The organism is Burkholderia seminalis (assembly GCF_001718535.1).
Taxonomy (GTDB): Bacteria; Pseudomonadota; Gammaproteobacteria; order Burkholderiales; family Burkholderiaceae; genus Burkholderia; species Burkholderia seminalis.
Genome location: NZ_CP013400.1, coordinates 1,618,618 through 1,639,219 on the forward strand (window position 1 = coordinate 1,618,618; position 20,602 = coordinate 1,639,219).

General features: G+C 66.8%; 22 protein-coding genes and 1 riboswitch. Of the genes, 10 read left to right on the forward strand and 12 right to left on the reverse strand.

The window, feature by feature from the left end; translation table 11 throughout:
• Window positions 1–404: 404 nt before the first annotated feature.
• Entirely contained in the window at window positions 405–2,069 is a 1,665-nt protein-coding gene (locus WJ12_RS27940; RefSeq protein WP_059556570.1) for an acid phosphatase, read from the forward strand.
• 287 nt (window positions 2,070–2,356) lie between these two features.
• Here the strand turns inward: WJ12_RS27940 and WJ12_RS27945 are convergent, their stop codons facing one another.
• The 3 genes from WJ12_RS27945 to WJ12_RS27955 all read right to left on the reverse strand — a co-directional run bounded on the left by WJ12_RS27945 (window position 2,357) and on the right by WJ12_RS27955 (window position 6,752).
• Window positions 2,357–4,222, reverse strand: coding sequence for a phosphoenolpyruvate carboxykinase (GTP) (locus WJ12_RS27945; RefSeq protein ID WP_059556571.1), 1,866 nt, complete (start codon window positions 4,220–4,222; stop codon window positions 2,357–2,359).
• Window positions 4,223–4,842: 620 nt separating this feature from the next.
• Complete coding sequence (locus WJ12_RS37200) at window positions 4,843–5,010, reverse strand: hypothetical protein (protein WP_226193956.1); 168 nt, start codon at window positions 5,008–5,010, stop codon at window positions 4,843–4,845.
• 155 nt (window positions 5,011–5,165) lie between these two features.
• The gene (locus tag WJ12_RS27955) at window positions 5,166–6,752 is read right to left on the reverse strand and encodes an isocitrate lyase (RefSeq protein WP_034191313.1); all 1,587 of its coding nucleotides are present in this window, start codon (window positions 6,750–6,752) and stop codon (window positions 5,166–5,168) included.
• 404 nt (window positions 6,753–7,156) lie between these two features.
• Between WJ12_RS27955 and WJ12_RS27960 the strand changes: the two genes are divergently transcribed.
• The 5 genes from WJ12_RS27960 to WJ12_RS27980 all read left to right on the forward strand — a co-directional run bounded on the left by WJ12_RS27960 (window position 7,157) and on the right by WJ12_RS27980 (window position 12,456).
• Complete coding sequence (locus WJ12_RS27960; protein ID WP_049034883.1) at window positions 7,157–7,678, forward strand: YbaK/prolyl-tRNA synthetase associated domain-containing protein; 522 nt, start codon at window positions 7,157–7,159, stop codon at window positions 7,676–7,678.
• The gene (locus WJ12_RS27965) at window positions 7,675–8,313 is read left to right on the forward strand and encodes a helix-turn-helix transcriptional regulator (protein WP_049034881.1); all 639 of its coding nucleotides are present in this window, start codon (window positions 7,675–7,677) and stop codon (window positions 8,311–8,313) included. The genes WJ12_RS27960 and WJ12_RS27965 overlap by 4 nt, the downstream gene beginning before the upstream one ends.
• 50 nt (window positions 8,314–8,363) lie before the next feature.
• On the forward strand, window positions 8,364–9,338 hold the full coding sequence (locus WJ12_RS27970; protein ID WP_059556573.1) for a threo-3-hydroxy-L-aspartate ammonia-lyase: 975 nt from the start codon (window positions 8,364–8,366) through the stop codon (window positions 9,336–9,338).
• Window positions 9,339–9,454: 116 nt separating this feature from the next.
• Window positions 9,455–9,703 carry a hypothetical protein gene (locus tag WJ12_RS27975; protein ID WP_034191309.1) on the forward strand — a complete coding sequence of 83 codons (249 nt, stop codon included), beginning with the start codon at window positions 9,455–9,457 and terminating at the stop codon, window positions 9,701–9,703.
• A 416-nt stretch (window positions 9,704–10,119) separates the two neighbouring features.
• Window positions 10,120–10,312: riboswitch (cobalamin riboswitch) on the forward strand.
• Window positions 10,313–10,527: 215 nt separating this feature from the next.
• Entirely contained in the window at window positions 10,528–12,456 is a 1,929-nt protein-coding gene (locus WJ12_RS27980) for a TonB-dependent receptor domain-containing protein (RefSeq protein WP_059556574.1), read from the forward strand.
• A 109-nt stretch (window positions 12,457–12,565) separates the two neighbouring features.
• Here the strand turns inward: WJ12_RS27980 and WJ12_RS36950 are convergent, their stop codons facing one another.
• Entirely contained in the window at window positions 12,566–12,901 is a 336-nt protein-coding gene (locus WJ12_RS36950; protein WP_226103901.1) for a hypothetical protein, read from the reverse strand.
• On the opposite strand from WJ12_RS36950, the gene WJ12_RS36955 reads away from it, so the two are divergent.
• From WJ12_RS36955 to WJ12_RS27995, 3 genes are read left to right on the forward strand one after another with little or no spacing between them, the layout of a single operon-like run.
• The gene (locus WJ12_RS36955) at window positions 12,830–13,159 is read left to right on the forward strand and encodes a TetR-like C-terminal domain-containing protein (RefSeq protein WP_226103917.1); all 330 of its coding nucleotides are present in this window, start codon (window positions 12,830–12,832) and stop codon (window positions 13,157–13,159) included. The two genes, WJ12_RS36950 and WJ12_RS36955, sit on opposite strands and share 72 nt — an antisense overlap.
• Window positions 13,160–13,181: 22 nt before the next feature.
• Window positions 13,182–14,177 (forward strand): alpha/beta hydrolase, encoded by a 996-nt coding sequence (locus WJ12_RS27990; protein ID WP_059556576.1) that lies wholly within the window; start codon window positions 13,182–13,184, stop codon window positions 14,175–14,177.
• A 7-nt stretch (window positions 14,178–14,184) separates the two neighbouring features.
• A complete protein-coding gene (locus tag WJ12_RS27995) occupies window positions 14,185–14,592 on the forward strand; it encodes a DUF6331 family protein (RefSeq protein ID WP_059556577.1) in 408 nt (135 codons plus the stop codon).
• Here WJ12_RS27995 and WJ12_RS28000 read toward each other — a convergent pair.
• On the reverse strand, window positions 14,589–15,221 hold the full coding sequence (locus WJ12_RS28000; RefSeq protein WP_034191304.1) for a LysE family translocator: 633 nt from the start codon (window positions 15,219–15,221) through the stop codon (window positions 14,589–14,591). The two genes, WJ12_RS27995 and WJ12_RS28000, sit on opposite strands and share 4 nt — an antisense overlap.
• Window positions 15,222–15,335: 114 nt before the next feature.
• Here WJ12_RS28000 and WJ12_RS28005 point away from each other — a divergent pair, with 114 nt between their 5' ends.
• On the forward strand, window positions 15,336–15,797 hold the full coding sequence (locus WJ12_RS28005; protein ID WP_059556578.1) for an Lrp/AsnC family transcriptional regulator: 462 nt from the start codon (window positions 15,336–15,338) through the stop codon (window positions 15,795–15,797).
• Between the two features lie 120 nt (window positions 15,798–15,917).
• Here the strand turns inward: WJ12_RS28005 and WJ12_RS37205 are convergent, their stop codons facing one another.
• The 7 genes from WJ12_RS37205 to WJ12_RS28040 form a co-directional block, all read right to left on the reverse strand.
• Window positions 15,918–16,724 carry a collagen-like triple helix repeat-containing protein gene (locus tag WJ12_RS37205; RefSeq protein WP_059556579.1) on the reverse strand — a complete coding sequence of 269 codons (807 nt, stop codon included), beginning with the start codon at window positions 16,722–16,724 and terminating at the stop codon, window positions 15,918–15,920.
• 88 nt (window positions 16,725–16,812) lie between these two features.
• Entirely contained in the window at window positions 16,813–17,193 is a 381-nt protein-coding gene (locus WJ12_RS37210; protein ID WP_059556580.1) for a hypothetical protein, read from the reverse strand.
• A 333-nt stretch (window positions 17,194–17,526) separates the two neighbouring features.
• Window positions 17,527–17,874, reverse strand: coding sequence for a copper-binding protein (locus WJ12_RS28020; protein WP_059556581.1), 348 nt, complete (start codon window positions 17,872–17,874; stop codon window positions 17,527–17,529).
• An 85-nt stretch (window positions 17,875–17,959) separates the two neighbouring features.
• A complete protein-coding gene (locus tag WJ12_RS28025) occupies window positions 17,960–18,751 on the reverse strand; it encodes a DUF2182 domain-containing protein (RefSeq protein WP_034191299.1) in 792 nt (263 codons plus the stop codon).
• A complete protein-coding gene (locus WJ12_RS28030; RefSeq protein ID WP_034191298.1) occupies window positions 18,748–19,392 on the reverse strand; it encodes a DUF1326 domain-containing protein in 645 nt (214 codons plus the stop codon). The genes WJ12_RS28025 and WJ12_RS28030 overlap by 4 nt, the downstream gene beginning before the upstream one ends.
• Before the next feature lie 167 nt (window positions 19,393–19,559).
• Window positions 19,560–19,859, reverse strand: coding sequence for a hypothetical protein (locus tag WJ12_RS28035; protein ID WP_034191297.1), 300 nt, complete (start codon window positions 19,857–19,859; stop codon window positions 19,560–19,562).
• 216 nt (window positions 19,860–20,075) lie between these two features.
• A complete protein-coding gene (locus tag WJ12_RS28040) occupies window positions 20,076–20,324 on the reverse strand; it encodes a hypothetical protein (RefSeq protein WP_034191296.1) in 249 nt (82 codons plus the stop codon).
• Between the last annotated feature and the right edge of the window lie 278 nt (window positions 20,325–20,602).

The window sequence follows — 20,602 nt, forward strand, 5'->3', positions numbered from 1 at the left end:
GCAGCCGTGCGAACACGACGGCCATTCGCACCATCATCGCCTCGCTGGGTCGCCTCGCTGCATCGGATCGACGACGCCGCGACGACGCCGTCGGCCGGCGCCGCCGGGCGATCGTCACCCGGGCGGCACGCCGCGCCACGACGCGCCGCCCCTGAATCCAGTCTAGCTCGCGCGCGGGCGTCCCGCATCGCCTGCCGCGCGCGTCGACGCGTCCGACAAACGGCTTTCATTCGCGGCACTCGGCGCGGTATAGTCGCATTCGTGACATTTTTATGACAATTCGGTCACCTGCGCTTTCCGCGCCACGACCGGCAATTGCCTCCCGTCACGCATCGCGGCAGCCCGAGCGACGCCGCCGCGCATAGAACGACACCGCCCACCCGCCCAATCGAGGAGCCCACGACGTGACCGATACCCCCGATCGCCCCGACGACCTTCCCGCCGACCCCGACCGCCGCCGCTTGCTCGGCGGCCTCGCCGCGCTCGGCGCCGGTGTCGCGCTCGGCGGCTGCGAAACCACCGCGGGCACCGCGCCGCGTTCGGCCGCCGACCTGCGCATCGACGAGGCGTTGCGTCAGCGCGTGCGCCACATCGTCGTGATCTACGCGGAAAACCGCAGCTTCGCGAACCTGTACGGCGATTTCCCCGGCGTCCAGTACCCGCTCAGCGACGTGCGGCCCGAACACGCGCAGCAGCTCGATCGCGACGGCAAGACGCCGCTGCCGGTGCTGCCGAAGATCTGGGGCGGGCTCGTGCCGCAGGCGCAGGAAGTGGACGGCAAGCGCTATGCGATCGCCGAGCGCGACATCGACCGGCTGCCGAACGCGCCGTTCCGGATCGCCGACGCGCAGGGCCGGCCGCTGCCGAACGGCGTGATCACGCGCGACCTGTGGCACCGCTTCTACCAGAACCAGATGCAGATCGCGGCCGGCCGCAACAACCAGTTCGCCGCGTGGGCCGATTCGGGCGGCCTCGTGATGGGTCATTACCGCAACTCGGCCGATTCGCTGCGGCTGTGGAATCTGGCGCGGCAATACACGCTGTGCGACAACTTCTTCATGGCGGCCTTCGGTGGTTCGTGGATGAACCACATGTTCCTGATCTCCGCGCAGCCGCCGCTGTATCCGGACGCGCACAAGCACCCGCATGCGACAAAACTGCTGTCGAAGGTCGAAGGCGACGATCCGGCCGGCACGCGCCTGAAGCTCGCCGACGATTCGCCCGCGTCCGCGCTCGACGGCCCGCCGAAGTTCGCGGCCGACGGCCCGCTGACGCCGGACGGCTACGGCGTGAACACGATGGCGCCGCCGTACCAGCCGAGCTACGTGCCGCCGCCCGACCCGGGCAACGCCGCGTATGCGGACCCGGCCGACCATCGCGTGATGCCGCCGCAGGGCTATGCGACGATCGGCGACCGCCTGTCGGAGAAGAACGTCGACTGGGCGTGGTACAGCGGCGCGTGGCAGTACGCGCTCGAGCATCGCGACACGGGCACCGTGCCCGATTTCCAGTACCACCACCAGCCGTTCAACTACTTCGCGAACTATGCGCCGGGCACCGAAGCCCGCCGCCGGCATCTGCGCGACGCGGGGCTCGGCGACGATCCGTCGACCAATCACTTCATCGCCGACATCGACGCGGGCCGCCTGCCGGCCGTCACGTTCTACAAGCCGCAAGGCAACCTGAACATGCATGCGGGTTACGCGGACATCGAATCGGGCGACCGTCACATCGCGACCGTGATCGACCATATCCGGCGCGGTCCGCAATGGGAAAACACGGTGATCGTGATGACGCACGACGAGAACGGCGGCTGGTGGGATCACGTCGCGCCGCCGGTCGGCGACCGCTGGGGCCCCGGTTCGCGGATTCCGGCGCTCGTGATCTCGCCGTTCGCGAAGCAGGGCTTCGTCGATCACACGCTGTACGACACGAACTCGATCCTGCGTTTCATCAGCCGCGTGCACGGGCTCGCACCGCTCGACGGCGTGGTCCTGCGCAACAACGCTTTCGCCGCACGCGGCGCGACGCCGCCGGGCGACCTGACGAACGCGCTCGACCTCGGCTGAAGGCTGGCGATAGTCTGCGACGAGAACGTGGGCGTCGCCGACTGTTTCGCGGCGATCGTTCACAGAGCCGGCAACCTGCGGGACGTACCCCGCTCGACCGCGAGCATCCGCGGTTGCCCGATGTCGCGATCTACACGGGGCGCGGCGACGTGCAACGCGCGGTCGACGAAGTCGTCGCGCATTACAGCGCGCAGCAAGCGACGCGGATGCAAAAACGTCCCGCCGCCGGCGAGGCATGCCGGCGGCGGGACGTCGGCGGTGGTACGTCGATACGACGATCCGGATCGTTACACGCCGAGGCGCGCCTCGATCTTCTTCATCGTGTCGGTCATTTCAGCGGGCAAACGCAGCTTCAGCGTGTCGAACAGCGCCGCATGCAGCTTCAGTTCCTCGCGCCATTCGTCCGCGTTCATCGACGTCACCGCGTCGAACTGCTCGCGCGTGAAATCGAGGCCGTCCCAATGCAGGTCTTCATACGCCGGCGAGACGCCGAACGCGTGCTCGCCGCCGCCGCCCGTGCCTTCGAGACGATCGAGCATCCACTTCAGCACGCGCATGTTTTCGCCGAAGCCCGGCCACACGAACTTGCCGTTCGCGTCCTTGCGGAACCAGTTCACGCAGTAGATCTTCGGCAACGTCGCGCCCGCGGCTTCGAGCTGCTTGCCGAGCTTGAGCCAGTGCGCGAAATAATCGCTGACGTTGTAGCCGCAGAACGGCAGCATCGCGAACGGATCGCGACGCACGATGCCCTGCTGGCCGACCGCGGCGGCGGTCGTCTCCGAGCCCATCGTCGCGGCCATGTACACGCCTTCGATCCAGTCGCGCGCCTCGGTCACGAGGGGCACCGTGGTCGAGCGTCGGCCACCGAAGATGAACGCGTCGATCGGTACGCCGGCCGGGTTCTCCCAGTCGTCGTCGATCGACGGGCACTGCGCGGCCGGCGCCGTGAAGCGCGAATTCGGATGCGCGGCCTTGCGGCCCGTCTCCTTGCCGATCTCCGGCGTCCACGGATTGCCCTGCCAGTCGGTCAGCTTCGCGGGCGGCGTATCGGTCAGCCCTTCCCACCACACATCGCCGTCCTCCGTCAGCGCGACGTTCGTGAAGATCACGTTCTTCGTCAGCGTCGCGATCGCGTTCGGGTTCGTCTTCACGCCGGTGCCCGGCGCGACGCCGAAGAAGCCGGCTTCCGGATTGATCGCATACAGGCGGCCGTCGCGGCCGGGCTTCAGCCACGCGATGTCGTCGCCGATCGTCGTGACCTTCCAGCCGTTGAAGCCCTGCGGCGGAATCAGCATCGCGAAGTTGGTCTTGCCGCACGCGGACGGGAATGCGGCCGCGACGTGATACTTCCTGCCGGCCGGCGACGTCACGCCGAGGATCAGCATGTGTTCCGCGAGCCAGCCCTGGTCGCGGCCCATTGTCGACGCGATGCGCAGTGCGAAGCATTTCTTGCCGAGCAGCGCGTTGCCGCCGTAGCCCGAGCCGAAGCTCCAGATTTCGCGCGTTTCCGGGAAATGCACGATGTACTTGACCGGGTTGCACGGCCACGGCACATCCTGCTGGCCCGCTTCGAGCGGATGACCGACGCTGTGCACGCACGGCACGAATTCGCCGTCCTCGCCGAGCACGTCGTATACGTCGCGGCCCATGCGCGTCATGATCCGCATGTTCACCGCCACGTACGGGCTGTCGGAGAGTTCGACGCCGACGTGCGCGATCGGCGAGCCGAGCGGGCCCATCGAGAACGGCACGACGTACAGCGTGCGGCCGCGCATCGAGCCGCGGAACAGCCCGTTGAGCGTCTCGCGCATTTCGGCCGGCTCGATCCAGTTGTTGGTCGGGCCGACGTCGTCGCGCGAGGCCGCGCAGATGAACGTGCGATCCTCGACGCGCGCAACGTCCGACGGATCCGACTGCGCGAGATACGAGTTCGGGCGCTTCGCCGGGTTCAGGCGCGTGAGCGTGCCCTGGTCGACCATCGCCTGGCACAGCGCGTCGTATTCTTCCTGCGAACCGTCACACCACACGACGCGTTCGGGCTCCGTGAGCGCCGCGATGCGCGACACCCAGTCGATCAGCTTGCGATGTTTGACGAAAGCCGGTGGAGCGATCAGCGGGCCGTGCGTCGCTTCGGCCATGGTGTTTTGCGACATGGAAATGTCTCCAGATTATTGGGCGAGGATGGGGGATGCGGGCGAGCCCGCGAGATGGGGGATGCGATCGGCGCGCAGGTCGCAGCAACGCGCGACGTGGAGCACGCGCGCAGGGCGCGTGTCGATGCCGCGAGGCGGGCGAGAGGATGTGATGTCTCGTTAGAAGATGCGAACGCGAGTTTCGCCATGCATGCAACCTGCCTTACAACTTCCATGCCGGTCAGCATACCATCGCCGATATTGGGCGGGCGTTGCGTTGCAACAAGAAACAATTGTGACGATGCGCGGGTACATGCGTTGCCGGCAGGTCATGCCGGCTGCGCCGGTCCGAGCGCGGCCGGGGACGAATCGCACGAAACGTCCGTCGGGCAAGGGTTTGGTGAAAACGGAACAAATGGCCCGCTGGCCGCGCACATGAAAAACGCGCATGCAGGCCCGGCGAATTCGCGTTTTCGCTACTCAGGCAAACCCTGAATTAGGTTGCGCACACAAACATCCCGGCCGAATGCCCGGCGCACGCCCCTGCTCAAAACGGCGCGCCCGGCAATCCGGGGTAATACGCGCCCGCCGCCATCCCGCCGTCGACGGCCAGTCCGGCGCCGTTGCGATACGACACGTCATCACGCGCGAGGAACAGCGTCGCGCGCGATTTCGTCCGGCAAGCCGACACGCTGCAGCGGCACGTTCGCGACGTGTGGCACGGTCATCACGCGCGCGTCGCGATCGATACGCCGGACAATTTCCGCTACGTGCGGAACGTCGCCGTTCCAGCGCAACGTGGCTGACATGATGGACAGCTGCGGACGCTTCGTCGATTTCGACCAGATCGATGTAGTGGACGAGCCAGTACGTCTTGAAGGCCGTGCGCGGCCAAGGCGCGGGAATCGAGCGAATAAAAAAAAGCCAGCCCCGAAGGGCTGGCGTCGTGCTGCGGGACCGGCGATTACGAGAACTGGTTCATCGTGTTGTCCTTGCCTGCCGCCTTCAGCGCCGCTTCGCCGCTGAAGTATTCCTTGTGGTCGTCGCCGATGTCCGAACCGGACATGTTCTGATGCTTCACGCAGGCGATGCCCTGGCGGATTTCCTTGCGCTGCACGCCGGCCACGTAGCCGAGCATGCCCTGGTCGCCGAAGTATTCCTTGGCCAGGTTGTCGGTCGACAGTGCGGCCGTGTGGTACGTCGGCAGCGTGATCAGGTGATGGAAGATGCCGGCTTCACGCGACGCGTCGGCCTGGAACGTGCGGATCTTCTCGTCGGCGAGCTTGGCCAGTTCGGTCTCGTCGTACTCGACGCTCATCAGCTGCGCACGGTCGTAGGCCGACACGTCCTTGCCTTCGGCCTTCATCGCGTCGTACGCCTGCTGACGGAAGTTCAGCGTCCAGTTGAACGACGGGCTGTTGTTGTACACCAGCTTCGCGTTCGGGATCACCTTGCGGATCTCGCTGACCATGCCGCCGATCTGCGCGATATGCGGTTTTTCGGTTTCGATCCACAGCAGGTCGGCGCCGTTCTGCAGCGACGTGATGCAATCGAGCACGCAACGCGCTTCGCCCGTGCCGGCGCGGAACTGGAACAGGTTGCTCGGCAGGCGCTTCGGACGCAGCAGCTTGCCGTCGCGCTTGATGACGACGTCGCCGTTACCCAGCTGATCCGCCGACAGTTCTTCGCAATCGAGGAACGCATTGTATTGGTCGCCCAGGTCGCCCGGCGTGGTCGTCACGGCGATCTGCTTGGTCAGGCCGGCGCCCAGCGAGTCGGTACGCGCGACGATGACGCCGTCGTCCACGCCCAGTTCCAGGAACGCGTAGCGGATCGCGCGGATCTTCGCGAGGAAATCCTCGTGCGGCACCGTGACCTTGCCGTCCTGGTGGCCGCACTGCTTCTCGTCGGACACCTGGTTTTCGATCTGGATGCAGCAGGCGCCGGCTTCGATGAACTGCTTGGCCAGCAGGTAGGTCGCTTCCGCGTTGCCGAAGCCCGCGTCGATGTCGGCGATGATCGGCACGACGTGCGTCACGTGGTTGTCGATCTTTTCCTGGATCGCGGCCTTGGCAGTCGCGTCCTTCGCCGCATCCAGCTCGCGGAACAGGCCGCCCAGCTCACGGGCGTCGGCCTGGCGCAGGAACGTGTACAGCTCGCGGATCAGCGCGCTGACCGAGGTCTTTTCGTGCATCGACTGGTCCGGCAGCGGGCCGAACTCCGAGCGCAGCGCGGCGACCATCCAGCCCGACAGATACAGGTAGCGGCGTTCGGTGCTGTTGAAGTGCTTCTTGATGGAGATCATCTTCTGCTGGCCGATGAAACCGTGCCAGCAGCCCAGCGACTGCGTGTACTTGGCCGGGTCGGCATCGTACGCGGCCATGTCGGCGCGCATGATCTTCGCGGTGTACTTCGCGATGTCCAGGCCGGTCTTGAACTTGTTCTGGGCACGCATGCGGGCGGCATACTCGGGACTGATGGCGTTCCACGCGCTGCCGTGGTTCTCCTTCAAGCCAGCCACTGCCTTGATGTCGTCTTGATATTGGGACATGTCTATCTCCTGGGAACGAAGCGCATTTGAGTAAAGGGTTCAGCGTGCCCGCTTCGTGTGACGAAGCGAACTGCATGGACTCAATATTAATCCTGTCCGGCGCGCTTTCGGCCAACTCTTATATAAGACATAAGATATAAATTTTCCTTGTTTTTCAATGAGATAGCAGATCGATTTTGCGATGCAAAACAAGTTTTCAAGCGGCGGAAAGGCGGCGCGACGGGAACTTCGCGGAGATTTCGCAATACGAAACGGCCTTTCGCAGTTGGAGAAAGACCCCGCACGGGCTCACCCGCTGTTGCCCTATCTCATGACAAAACGTCTATACTTGGACAATCCATCGATAGCGAGCGGCACGCTCGCTCCCCGCGCGCCGCGATGCGCGCCTTCCCGCCCGGAGCGACATGAACGACTCTCCCGTTTTCGACACGCTGTGCGATCTGCTGAATACGTCCGGTGCACGTTTCCGCGTGCTCGAACATCCGGCGGAAGGTAAATCCGACGTGATCGCCGCGATCCGCGGCACGCGCCCCGAACAGGGGGCGAAGGCCATGCTCTGCACGTTCAAGGACGGCGGCGACGCGACCGCGCTCGCCGTGATCCCCGGCCACCTGAAGATCGACTTCCGCAAGGTTGCCGAGGCAGTTGGCCGCCGCAAGGCGACGCTCGCGTCGCCCGATGTCGCGGCCGCCGTCACGCGCTGCGTGATGGGCGCCGTGCCGCCGTTCGTATTCGACGCGAACGTCACGCTCGTCGTCGATCCCGCGCTGGTCGAACGCAACGCGGAGATCGCCTTCAACGCGGGCCGCCTCGACCGCTCGGTCGTGCTCGACTCGGCCGACTACGTGCGGATCGCCCGGCCGCTGCTGGCCGACATCACGCGGCCGGAAACGGCCGACGCCCCGTCGCCCCGGGAAAACGCATGAGCACGCGCCGCACGCCACCGTCGTCCGAACAGGCGTCGCTGATCGAACAGGTGCAGCGCATCGCCGAAGGGCTCGGCGAGATGTTCGCGCCGTTCACCGAGGTCGTCGTGCACGACCTGCGCACGCCGGAACACGCGATCCTCGCGATCCACAACAACCTGTCCGGGCGCGCGGTCGGCGATCCCGCGACCGAACTCGGCCTCGCCCGCATCGCCGACGACGATTTCCCGCAGGTGCTCGCGAACTACCCGAACCGCTTCGCGGACGGCCGCACCGCGAAAAGCACGTCGATCGGCATCAAGGATTCAACCGGGCGCTACGTGGCCGCGCTGTGCCTGAATGCGGACGTCACGCTGTTCCGCGGCTTCCAGGGCATGCTGAACCAGTTCTGCCGCACGGACGGCGAGGCCGTCGTCGACACGCTCGATCCGGCCGGGGCGGACGCGATCCGGCAGCGCATCGACGCGTTCGCGACGCGCCTCGCGACGACGCCGCGCGAGTTGAAGACCGACCAGCGCCGCGAGCTGCTGCAGACGCTGAAGGCCGACGGCTTCCTCGAGGTGCGCCGCGCGATGGAGATCGTGTCGCAGCATCTCGGCGTCTCGCGCGCGACCGTCTACAACGACGCGAAGTGACGCGGGGCCCTGCTTTCCAGTTGACTGACCTTTCCGACTCTCGAGCAACCATGAACTCTCCGACCCTCCCCACGTACGACGACGTCGCCGCGGCCGCGGCCCGGCTCGAAGGCCATGCGCACCGCACGCCGGTGATGACGTCGCGAACGATCGACGAAGCGCTCGGCGCGCAGGTGTTCTTCAAGTGCGAGAACCTGCAGCGCATGGGCGCCTTCAAGTTCCGCGGCGCGTTCAATGCGTTGTCGCGTTTCAACGCCGAACAGCGCCGCCACGGCGTCGTCGCGTTCTCGTCCGGCAACCATGCCCAGGCGATCGCGCTGTCGGCGCGCATCCTCGGTATTCCCGCGACGATCGTGATGCCGCAGGATGCGCCGGCCGCGAAGATGGCCGCGACGCGTGGCTACGGTGGCAACGTCGTGACCTACGACCGCTACACCGAGGACCGCGAGCAGATCGGGCGCGATCTTGCGGAACGGCACGGACTCACGCTGGTGCCGCCCTACGACCATCCGGACGTGATCGCCGGCCAGGGCACGGCGGCCAAGGAACTGTTCGACGAAGTCGGCCCGCTCGACGCGGTGTTCGCGCCGCTCGGCGGCGGCGGGCTGCTGTCGGGCACCGCGCTGTCGACCCGCGCGCTGTCGCCGCACGCGAAGTTGTACGGTGTGGAACCCGAAGCCGGCAACGACGGCCAGCAATCGTTCCGGTCCGGCGCGATCGTGCGGATCGACACGCCGCGCACGATCGCCGACGGCGCGCAGACGCAATACCTCGGCAACCTGACGTTCCCGATCCTCCGCCGCGACGTCGACGACATCCTGACCGCGACCGACGCGGAGCTGATCGACTGCATGCGCTTCTTCGCCACCCGTATGAAGATTGTCGTCGAGCCGACCGGCTGCCTGGCGTTCGCCGCCGCGCGACGGATGAAGGACGCGCTGCAGGGCAAGCGCGTGGGCGTCGTGATCAGCGGCGGCAACGTCGATCTCGAGAACTTCTGCGCACTGGTGTCGACGCCGGCCTGAGCGTCGCGGCGCACATGAACATCCTGTCATCCGTGCGCCATGGCACCTTCACGACGCGTTAAGTTTCGCGCCCTAGACTGATGACGTTGCCCGCAGTCAGTCGTGAAGGAGCCACCATGAACACGCACGCGATCGTCGCCGCCGCCCTGGCGGTCGCCTCCCTTCCGGCGTTCGCCCAACCGGGCGCGACGTCATCCGGTTTCCCCGCCGCATCGCCGCACGACGTCGTCGCGCAAGCGATGCACCGCTCGCCCGGCGCGTTGCCGCACGCCGGCTTCGTGCTCGCGAAGATCGATCAGAACAATACGCCGCCCGATCGGGGCGGCGACCCGGGCGGCCGCGCGCACGCCGGCACGCACATGTAACGGCGCGCGCCGGGCGCCGCTGCCGCGCCCGGCCCCGCCGGCAATCAGAACGCCGGCAGCGACGGGTCGCGTGCGGCGAGGATGTCGTCGGTGCGGGCTGTTCCGCGATCTGCAGCTGTTCGGCTGGCCGATCGTGCAACCGCGGCGACCGACCGGCATGCGGCTCGGCGATCCGCGCCGCGACAACGCTGTGCCGCTGCCCGGGCTGCTCAACGCGCCGGCTGACGTCGACCGGACAACCTACGGTTTCGCCTTCGATACGACGCGGCTCGCATGCCGCTTGCCCCTCCCGATTCATCAGACGAGAAACTCGACACCAACACACAAGCGAAAGGATTCGGAAAGCGCTTGCCGGAGAATGACGTTTTTTCGCACCCTCGCGCGGCGCGGCAATTGACGTGCGGGAGCGCACGCCATTACCCTTGCGCGCTGATGGTTCCCAGCGATGGGATCAAAAGGGAACGCAGAACGGGCAACGACTCGAATCTGCGGCTGCCCCCGCAACTGTGAGCGGCGAATCCGTGCCACTGCGCGCCACTGGGAAACCGGGAAGGTCCGCACGGATGACGACCCGCGAGCCAGGAGACCTGCCATCGACCCGAGGTCCAGCAGCCGCACCGGGCGGGGTGTCCCGATGCGCAAGCGCCGCCGTTGGCGGTCGCCCGTTGCATGGACGACCCGACCTCAGGATCCGTCAGATGTCCTTCGTTCCCGAATCCGCTTCCCTGCCGGAAGCGTCGCGCCGACACGCCGTCGGCATGCGCAACCTGCCCGCCCTTCGCTCGCGACCGCCCTACGCGCCACACGCTTTCTCTCGCTGTCTGATGAACCTTCGTTACCTGCTCGCCACATCCGCCGCCACCGCGCTGCTCACCCCGCTCGCCCATGCCGCCGGCGATACCGCGCTCCAGCCGCCCGCCCAGCCCGCGGAAGGCGCCGATCTGCCGACGATCAGCGTGACCGACACGCGGCACCTGCCCGAATCGTTCGACCGGCGCTATGCGTCGACGCAGGTGCTTACGCGAGAAGATCTCGACCGGCTGTCGTCGACCGACCCGAGCATCACGCAGGCGCTCGCGACGCTGCCGGGCGTGACCGTCTCGCAGAGCGGCGGCCCCGGCTCGTCCGCGTCGGTCAGCATCCGCGGCTCGTCGGCCAGCCAGGTCGCCGTGTTCATCGACGGGATCCGGATCGGCTCGCCGACCACCGGCATCGCGCCGTGGGCCGACCTGCCGACCGACGCGTTCGAACGCGTGGAAGTGATTTCGGGCCCGGCCGCCGCATCGTTCGGCAGCAACGCGATGGGCGGCGTCGTGCAGCTCTTCACGCGCCGCGCCGCCAACCGGCCGAACCAGACCACCGTGTCGTTCGGCGGCGGATCGAACAAGACGTTCGACACGCAGTTCCGCACGTCGGGCACCCTGCCGTCGACAGGGCCGCTGGCCGCGCTCGGCGGTGTCACCTACTCGCTGGGGCTGCACGACTACAACACGGCCGGCATCGATGCGACGCGGCCCTTCTTCTACGGTCACGAAGCCGGCCGCAATCCGTATCACGCGCAGGATCTCGATGCGCGGCTCGGCTATGCGCGCGACAACTGGTCGATCTCGACGTTCGCGCTGTATCACCGCTCCGACCTGTCCTACGACAACAGCGGCTATGCGAATCGCGAGCTCGATCACCAGCTGACGACCGGCGTCGCATTTCATCTCGACATCACGCCCGATACGCAGTTCGACCAGTCGTTCGGTTATGCGAACGACCGCCAGTTCATCTACGCGGACAATCCGGCCCTCGCAACCGACCAGATCAATTCGCAGCGCATCAGCACGTCGACGTCGCTGACCCATCAGGCGCACGGGTTCCGCCTGTTCGGCCTGCCGCTGTCGGGCGAAACGAAGCTCGCCTACGATTTCACGCGCGAACAGGCATTCCTGCCGATCGACGCGCCCGGCGGCATACCGACGCGCAACGACTCGGCGTTTTCGCTGCATCAGTCGGCCACGCTCGGCAGCGTGACGCTGTTCCTCGCGGGGCGTCGCGAGATCATCGCCGGGCAAGGCGTGAACACCGGCAACGCCGCGCTGTCGTGGACGATCACGCCGGTCTACACCGCGCGCGTGTCGTACGGCAACGCATTCCGCCTGCCGAGTTTCAACGACCTGTACTACCCCGGCTACGGCAATCCGAACCTCAGCCCGGAACGCAGCACGTCGGTCGAGGCCGCGCTCGACGCGAACACGTCGTACGGCACGTTCTCGGCGGCGGTCTACGACACGCACGTCAACAACCTGATCGCGTACAACCCGGCAACGTTCTCGCCGATGAACATCGGCCGCTCGCACATCCGCGGCATCGACCTGTCGTACAAGGGGACGATCGGCCGCTCGACGCCGGTGAGTCTGGCCGTCGGCCTCCTGAATCCGCAGGACGAGACCAACCAGACCTGGCTCAACCGCCGGCCGCGTCAGACGGTCAGCCTCAGCGTCGACCACACGTGGGACGAACTGAAGCTCCACGCGCTGAGCACGGGCGCATCGCTGCTCTACGGCGGCACGACGTTCGACGACCCGGCCAACACGACGTATCTGCCGTCGTACCTGACGGTGAGCCTGCGCGCGTCGTACCGGATCAATTCGCACCTGACGGTGTCGGCGTCGCTGTCGAACCTGTTCGACCGGCAATACATGACCGCGTACGGCTACAACACGCTCGGCCGCACCGCGTTCGGCAAGGTCACCTACACGTTCTGACGACCGGTCGCCCCGGCGCCTGCGTCGCGGGCGCCGGGGCGGATCGGCGTGGCCGGCGGCGTACGGGAAATTGACTTCGCGGCAAAAACTAATAGAATTAGTTTTTTGACTAATTTCCATAGCATTCGTCACGGCGCGTGCCGGCATTACCGTAGACAAACTCGTCGAAGCCGGCGCGCGGCTCGCCGACGAAACCGGCTTCGAGCCGCTCACCGGCGCGGCGCTCGCGCGGCATTTCGGCGTCAAGCTGGCCAGCCTGTATTCCCATGTCCCGAGTTTCGACGATCTCAAGAGCCGGATCGCGCTGTTCGCGCTGCAGGAGCTGGCCGATCGCGCCGCCGATGCGCTGGCCGACCGCACCGGCAAGGATGCGCTGACCGCGCTCGCGAACGTCTATCGCGACTATGCGCGCGCACACCCCGGTCGCTTTGCGGCCGCGCGCCATCCGGTGAGCCCCGAGCGCGCCGCCGAAAGCGCGGGCGGGCGGCTCGTCAGGATGACCTCGGCCGTGCTGCGCAGCTACGACCTGCCGGAAGCCGAGCAGGCCCATGCGATCCGCCTGCTCGGCGGCTTCTTCATGGGCTACGTGACGCTCGAAGGCGCCGGCGGTTTCTCGCACGGCACACCGGATTCCGACGCATCGTGGTCGCGCAGCCTCGATGCGCTCGACGTGATGCTGCGCCACTGGCCTTCGGCCGCTTGACGGGCCTGATGGAATTCAAGCGATGAACGACAAACCCGATGGCGTCGTGCTGCCGAGCCGCGTCGTGCCCTTCCCCACCTCGATCAGCGACGAAGCGCGAGCCGCGTTGCAACGCCTGGTCGGCGACGACGGCGTGCCGCTGAATGCGCTGCACGTGATGCCCGCGCCCGACGATGTCGACGCGTGGATGCGCGTGAAGGCGGCCGCCGACGCGCATTACACAGCCGCGGTCGGGCAACTGGCCGGCCATCTGCGTTCGAGCGTCGAGACGATCCGGGCCGGCGATGCGGACCTGCACGTCGCGACGCCCGAAGCGGCCGCTTCCGACGAATGCGCGTACATCGACCTGCATGGCGGCGCGCTGATCGTCGGCGGCGGCACCGCATGCCGCGCCGGCGCACAGATGCATGCCGACCGCCTGGGCGTTCGCTGCTACGGCGTCGATTACCGCATGCCGCCCGAGCATCCGTATCCGGCCGCGCTCGACGATTGCATCGCGGCCTATGCGTTCGTGCTGGCGCGCCACGCGCCGGAAAACATCGTCATCGGCGGCCGCTCGGCCGGCGGCAATCTCGCGGCCGCGATGGTGCTGCGTGCCCGCGACGAAGGCTTGCCGCTGCCGGCCGCGCTCGTCCTGCTGTCGCCGGAAGCCGATCTGACCGAATCCGGCGACAGCTTCGAGACCAACCGGCTCGTCGACGTCGTGCTGCCGGCGTCGCTGATGCCGAACAACCTGCTCTACGCGAACGGCGCCGATCTCGCGCATCCGTATCTGTCGCCGCTGTTCGGCGATTTCTCGGCCGGCTTCCCGCCGACGTTCATCCAGAGCGGTACGCGCGACCTGTTCCTGTCGAACGCGGTTCGCCTGCACCGCGCGTTGCGGCGCGCGCAAGTGCCGACCGAACTGCATGTGTTCGAAGGCATGCCGCACGGCGGGTTCATGGGCGCGCCGGAGGATATCGAACTCACCCGGGAGATCGCACGCTTCATGCATGCCCATTTCCGGGCCCTGAATTGAGCCGGCGATGAACGGAAAACCGCACAAGGACGACATCAGCATCGGCAAGGATCGCTGGATCGAAGTCGGCGATCTGGCGGGCGGCCAGGGGCGCGCGGTCGAAATCGACCCGCATCTGACCGCGGTCATGCCGTTGCTCGATGCGCTGGAGACGAACTGCGTCGCCGGATGCTGCGGCATCGACGCGTTCGGTTTCTGGCCGGACGAAATCGCCACGGCGCTCGACCGGTGGCCGCCCGATGCGCCGGCTCGGCTCGCCGACGATCTGTTGTCGGTCCAGCGTGCGATCGACGCGTTGCCGGCCGATGTCGCCGTCAGCACGCGCATGAACCAGTACTTTCGGAAAACGGTGATGCTCGAACTGCTCGCCCATATCCGAACGACGATCGACGCCATCCGGTCGAACGACGCCTAGATCATCGCGCGCGCGCCTGCGACCAGTTGGACCGCGCCGAATACCGCGATGACGGCCGCCGATACGCGCGACAGCCCGTGCATGAACGCGAGCGACAGCTTCGTGCGCAGCGCGGCGGTCGCGCTGCTCAGGCACAGCCACCACGCGGCGGAGCCGACGAACACACCGGCGACCATCCACGCCACGGCAGGCCCGACCGAGCTGCCGGGCGTGCCCGACAGCGGGCCGAGCGCCGCGAAAATCCCGACGAACGACAGGATCGTCATCGGGTTCGACAGCGTGAGGCCGAACGTCGTCAGGAAATCCCGCAGCACGGTCGTGCGCGGCAGGTCGCGCTGCAGCGCCGCCTCGGCCGGCGGCTGACGCAAGATGGTCCACGCGAGCCAGACGAGAAATGCGCCGCCGCCGATTTTCAGGCCGACGGTCAGCATCGGGAACGCGGTAACGATGCCTGCGATGCCCAGCGCGCCGAGCAGGCCGTAGATCGCGTCGGCGCACGCGGCGCCGATGCCCGTCGCGAACCCCGCCCGAAAACCCCGGCTCAGGCTGCGCTGAATGCACAACATGCCGATCGGGCCGACCGGCACCGCGATCGACAGCCCCATCACGACGGACTTGATGAACAGCATCGCCTGCTCCTTGTGGCATCCACGGGTTGAACAGGCATCGTAGGGAAAGTCCGGTCACCGCTGAATGCGGTTTTTAAGGAAAAATGGCGGCTCTACCTTAAAAACTCCGCCGCAATGGACGATCTGGACTGGAAGGTACTGTCGCTGCTGCAGGCCAACGGCCGCATCAGCTATACGGAACTGGCACGCCAGGTACACCTGTCGGTGCCGGCGGTGACGGAGCGCGTGAAGCGCCTCGAATCGGCCGGCGTCATCGAGGGTTATACGGCGCGGATCAATCCGGCCGCGGCCGGCTACCCGGTGAGCGCGCTGATCGGCATCACGGTGCCGCAGCCGGCGAAAGCGAAGTTCCTCAAGCTGCTGGAGACGATTCCCGAAGTCGTCGAGTGCCATCACGTGACGGGCGCGGATTCGTATGTGATGCGGCTCGTCGCGATCGGCATGACCCATCTCGAACAATTGATCGAACGCATCAACCTGTACGGCGAAACGCGCACGTCGATCATGATGTCGACGCCGGTGCCGGCGCGCGGGCTCGCACGACCGCCATCGAAGCTCGGCGACACGCGCGGATGATGCGTCGATCAGGGCCAGACGACCGGCCGCGCGTCGAACGCCATCGACCAGTCACCCGTGGCGCCAGCCGGCCCGTCAATGACAGGCCGGCTGTCCGCCGCCGCGATCGACGCACACCGGCTACTTGCCGGCCAGGCCGCCGAGCAGGCCTCCGACCAGCGACGTCACCGGCGCAAGCGGATTGGCGAGACCACCCGCCGGTGTGCCGGTCGCGGGACCATCGTGCACGGTCGCCGGGATGCCGCCGACCACGCTCGTCACCAGCCCGGAGATCGGCACCGCACCGTTCGCGCCGCCCGGATTCACGAGGCCGCCCACGTTGGTAACCGTGTTGCCGACCGCCCGGACAAGGGTGCCGACGCCGCCGACGAGCGGCTGAGGCGACGCGGCGCTCACCTTCCATCCGGCCGACGTGACCGCCGCGCCGACCTGCCCGAGCAGGCCGGCCACCGGCTGCCCGAGGCCGGTGGCGGTGCCGACCTGCTGCGTGAGCTGGCCCGCCGTCGTCACGAGCGGCGTGATCGCCGTGCTGATCGCCTGCGTCGCCTGCTGGACCGGGCCCGACGACAACGCCGCGCCGAGCGTCGTGCCGCCCGTTCTCAAACCGCTGGACACCGTATCGAGCAGCCCGCTGATCGGTGTCGTAAGCGGTGAAAGCGGCGAGAGCGGGCCGGTACCGAGCGCCTTGACGGTTTCGCTGAGGCCGCTGACGGGGTTGCTGGTCGACGCGACGATGTTGCCGAGGCCAGCGACCGTCGTGCCGACCGGGTTCGGTACGATGCCGATCTGGCCGAGACCGGCACTCACGACGTTCGACGTCTGGCTGATGATCGTGCCGACACCGGTCACCGTGTCGGCAGGCCCGACGGTGACGCCCCTGCTGACGCCGGGGAGGGTCACGCCGGCAAGCGTGGTGCCCGCGTCCATCACGATCCCGCCGACGGAGCTGATGATGCCGTTCGTGCCTGGCGCGCCGCTCGTGCCGCTACTGCTCGTGCCGCTGCTGCTCGTGCCGCTACTGCTCGTGCCACTGCTGCTTGTGCCACTGCTGCTTGTGCCACTGCTGCTCGTGCCACTGCTGCTCGTGCCACTGCTGCTCGTACCACTGCTGCTCGTGCCGCTGCTGCTCGTACCACTGCTGCTCGTGCCACTGCTGCTCGTGCCACTGCTGCTCGTACCACTGCTGCTCGTGCCACTGCTGCTCGTGCCACTGCTGCTCGTGCCACTGCTGCTCGTACCACTGCTGCTCGAACCGCTCGACCCGCTGGTACCACCGCTGCTCGAACCGCTCGACCCACTGGTACCGCTGGTCGTCCCGCTGGTACTCGTCCCGATGGTGTTGCCGGCCAGCGGCGGTGCCGTGATGTCTCCGCCACCACACGCAGCCAGCGTGCATGCCGCGACAATGGCGGCGAACGCGACATTCGCCTTGATGAATGGATGTTGCATGGAAGCCCCCGTCTGCTATTCAGCGCGATCCTTCCATCAAGCATCTACCGTGCCATTTCCGTCGGCCCCGTTCACAGTCTTTCGATCGGGACGCGATGACCTGCCGGCGGCGCGTTCGGGTACGGCGCATCGCTTCGGCGCCGGCTCGACCTTGCCGATCCGCACCTGCGTCCCGGCAACGCGGACGTAACATCGGCCTTGCGTTACGTAGCATGAATGGCGAAAGCATGCCGGGCCGCGCATCGTCGGCCCGCGGCGAACCTGTCCGCACCGCCCGTCGTCACGGACCCTTCACCAGCTTCACGATCGTGAGCACGCCGTCCACGCGCTCGATCCGAACCCTGACCTTGTCGCCGGTGCGCAGCGCCCCGATCGTCACCGCATCGCCGGCCTTGAACGCCATCGTCATCGCCGGCATCCCGACGTTGTCGAGCGCGCCGTGCCGAAGCGTGACCATCCCGCGCCCGGTGTCGACCTTCTTCACCTCGGCATCGGTCAGCGCGGCGTCCGGTGCCGCCATCTTCCTGCCGCCCATGTCCATGCCGGCCATGTCGCCGGCGGCCAATACCGGCATCGCAACGGTTGCCACCGCACACAAGACGGCAGCGGCATGAAAGCGGATCTTCATCGATCGTCTCCCGTTGACATGGCTGCGTTGCCGGTGCGAGCACCATCACGGCCGGTGCACGGCCGCTGGCGCCAGCCGCGGACGATCAGACCAGCAACGTCGCGCCGGCCCACACGATCAGCACGACGCCGAGCGCGCGGCCGACACGTTCTCCGCCCGGCAGGATCTTTTCCGCAAACACGAACAGCGACAACGCGGCAATCCACACGACGTTCATCACGCCGCCGACGAACAGCAGCGCCATCAGGAGCCAGCAGCAGCCCACGCAGTACGCCCCATGGCGCGCACCGAGCAGGAAACTGCCGGCGACGCCCGGACGCCAGTGCGCGACCAGGAACGCGGCCGGCGCGCGGCATTGCCGCAGACACGCGCGCTTGAGCGGCGAGAACTGATAGAGCCCGGCCAGCGCCAGCACGAACGCGGAAAGGGCCGCGCTCTTCGACCACAGCATCATCGCCGAGATCAACCCCGCCGGCTGCAGCAGTGCCTGAAGCCAGGCCGCGCCGATCGAAAACGCGAGCCAGGCCGTCAGATAACCGGCCAGCAGCGACACCGACGTGAACGCCGAGCCCGCTTCCCCGTTGCCGCGATGCCGCAACACGCGCCGGTACAGCATCACGAGCGGCGCCGCACCGGGCGTCATCATCGCGATCATCATCACCCACCACATCACGATCACGGTCGGCAGCGACGGCTCCATGCTGCCCGGGTCGTCCGCGAGCCGATGCGGAAAGAGCGCGACCGTCGTCATCTCCAGCGCCGACATGCCGGTACCCGCGCCCGTCCACAGGTAGAACCAGCACACGGCGACGAGCGCGGCCATGCCGAGCAGCGTGATGACGCGCTCGCGCCCGAGCCAGATGCCGAGCGGAGTCATGCCGCGACGCGATGCCGGATCAGTCCGTGATTGTTCAGGTGCAGCCGCGCGAACTGCGCATAGGTGCCGTCGAGATTCAGCGCGAGGTTGCCGTGCGAGCGCCCCGTGCCCGAACCGATCTCGGCCAGTTCGTATTCGAAACCGTGCGGCAGGTCGATTCGCACGCGATGCGCGTCGCCCGTCACCGGATTGCGGATCGGGTCGCCCGCGAGGTCGAACACGCCATCGACATGAATCCGGCCATGCCGGGCATCGACATCCACGTCGAAATCGATCTTCGCGAAGATCGGATCGAACGCGTGCTCCAGCGTCGACGCGTACACCGAGAACATCGTCGCGAACGGATCGGTATCCTGACCGGTCATGATCTTCAGCACGGCATCGCGCTGCGCCAGGCTGGCGCGTTCGTCGACGATCGGCTGGCACTTTCCGTGACCTTCGTGGACGGCGCCCGGCCAATGGAACACGACCGCGATCCGGACGCCGTCGAGCACCACGTCGCCGTAGTGACCGCTGTCGATCGAAATCGCGCCCATCGCCTCGCAGTTGCCGTTGGTCGGCAGCGCATTGAACTGGCATGGGCAACCGTATGAGCAATTGCAGCTGATCATTTCGGTGCCCTGAATCTCCCACGGCGTCATGGCTCCACCTCGCGCTCTGTGACACATGAACGCTTCGAATCTAGTGCACGCTATCGGGGAAATCAAAGCAGGAATGCCCGCGTTAAATCGGTGTTTCCGCGCCTCATATATGACTTATCGAACCGCGTGCGCATCGGCATTCCGGTCGCTGTCTCCGCCCCGTCGCGTCACACGAGCAACGACGCGACGATCGCACACCACACCGCGCTCGCGCCGCCCAGAAACGCGCGCCGTGCGACGAGCATCCGAGATTCGTCACCGGGGGTCTTCATCGGCGAGGTGGCGAGAAACGGCACGCACGCGAGACAGGCGAAGCCCGCCAGCGCGAGCACCACGACGACATAGTCGCCGAACCGCCAGGGCAGCGGTTCGTGCAATCCCCAGTAACCGAGAAACAGCATGCCCATCGAGAACATCGTCGCGGAGGCCGAGCTGAGCGCGACCACCGATCCCGTCGGAAACTGCATGGGAACCTCCCTTCGCGCAGCGCGCGATGCAACGCTTCTCGCCAGGGATCGCCACGATCGCGCCGGCTATCGACCGGTCACGGATTCATGACCCGCTCGAAAGGACGAAGCGCGCCCCCGCTGCCGCTCGACGAATACGCGTTGTCACGGATTGACAGATTCAGCCAGACAAGCCGACATTTCGTACCGATCCAATCGGGCACGTACGTCACGCCGCTACTCCGGCTTCTTCGCGACCTGCGCGACGGAAATCCAGCCCACCACCGCCGCGGCGACCCAGCAGCACGTGATCAGCAAGTCGAGATTCATCCAGCCTTCGAAATTCGCACTGTTTTCGAAACTGCAGCGCTGACGGCCCCTGACCCACATGCAGCCGCTGATCAGCTGGTCGATGTGCATGTAGACGCTGTATACCGCAACAGCCGAGGCGATGACGGCGACCCGCAGGCTCATGCTTTTTTTCATTGGTGCTGGACGCGTGTGGTGAACTCCTGTCGATCTTAAGCCAATGGCGATGCGTGACGCAATCGCCCGGGTATCGTCCCGATTGACCGGTACGCGTGAAACAGTGTCGACCGGGTAACCACAACGGGGAACGCTCATGACGAAACAGAACACGATCGCGCTGATCGTCGATCCCGGAAGCGGCGAGCGGATTCGCGACGTCGCCGCGCACGCCCGGCATACGTGGGTCGTCACGAGCGACATCGAGGATCTCGTCGTGCCGATCATGGACGCGCCGA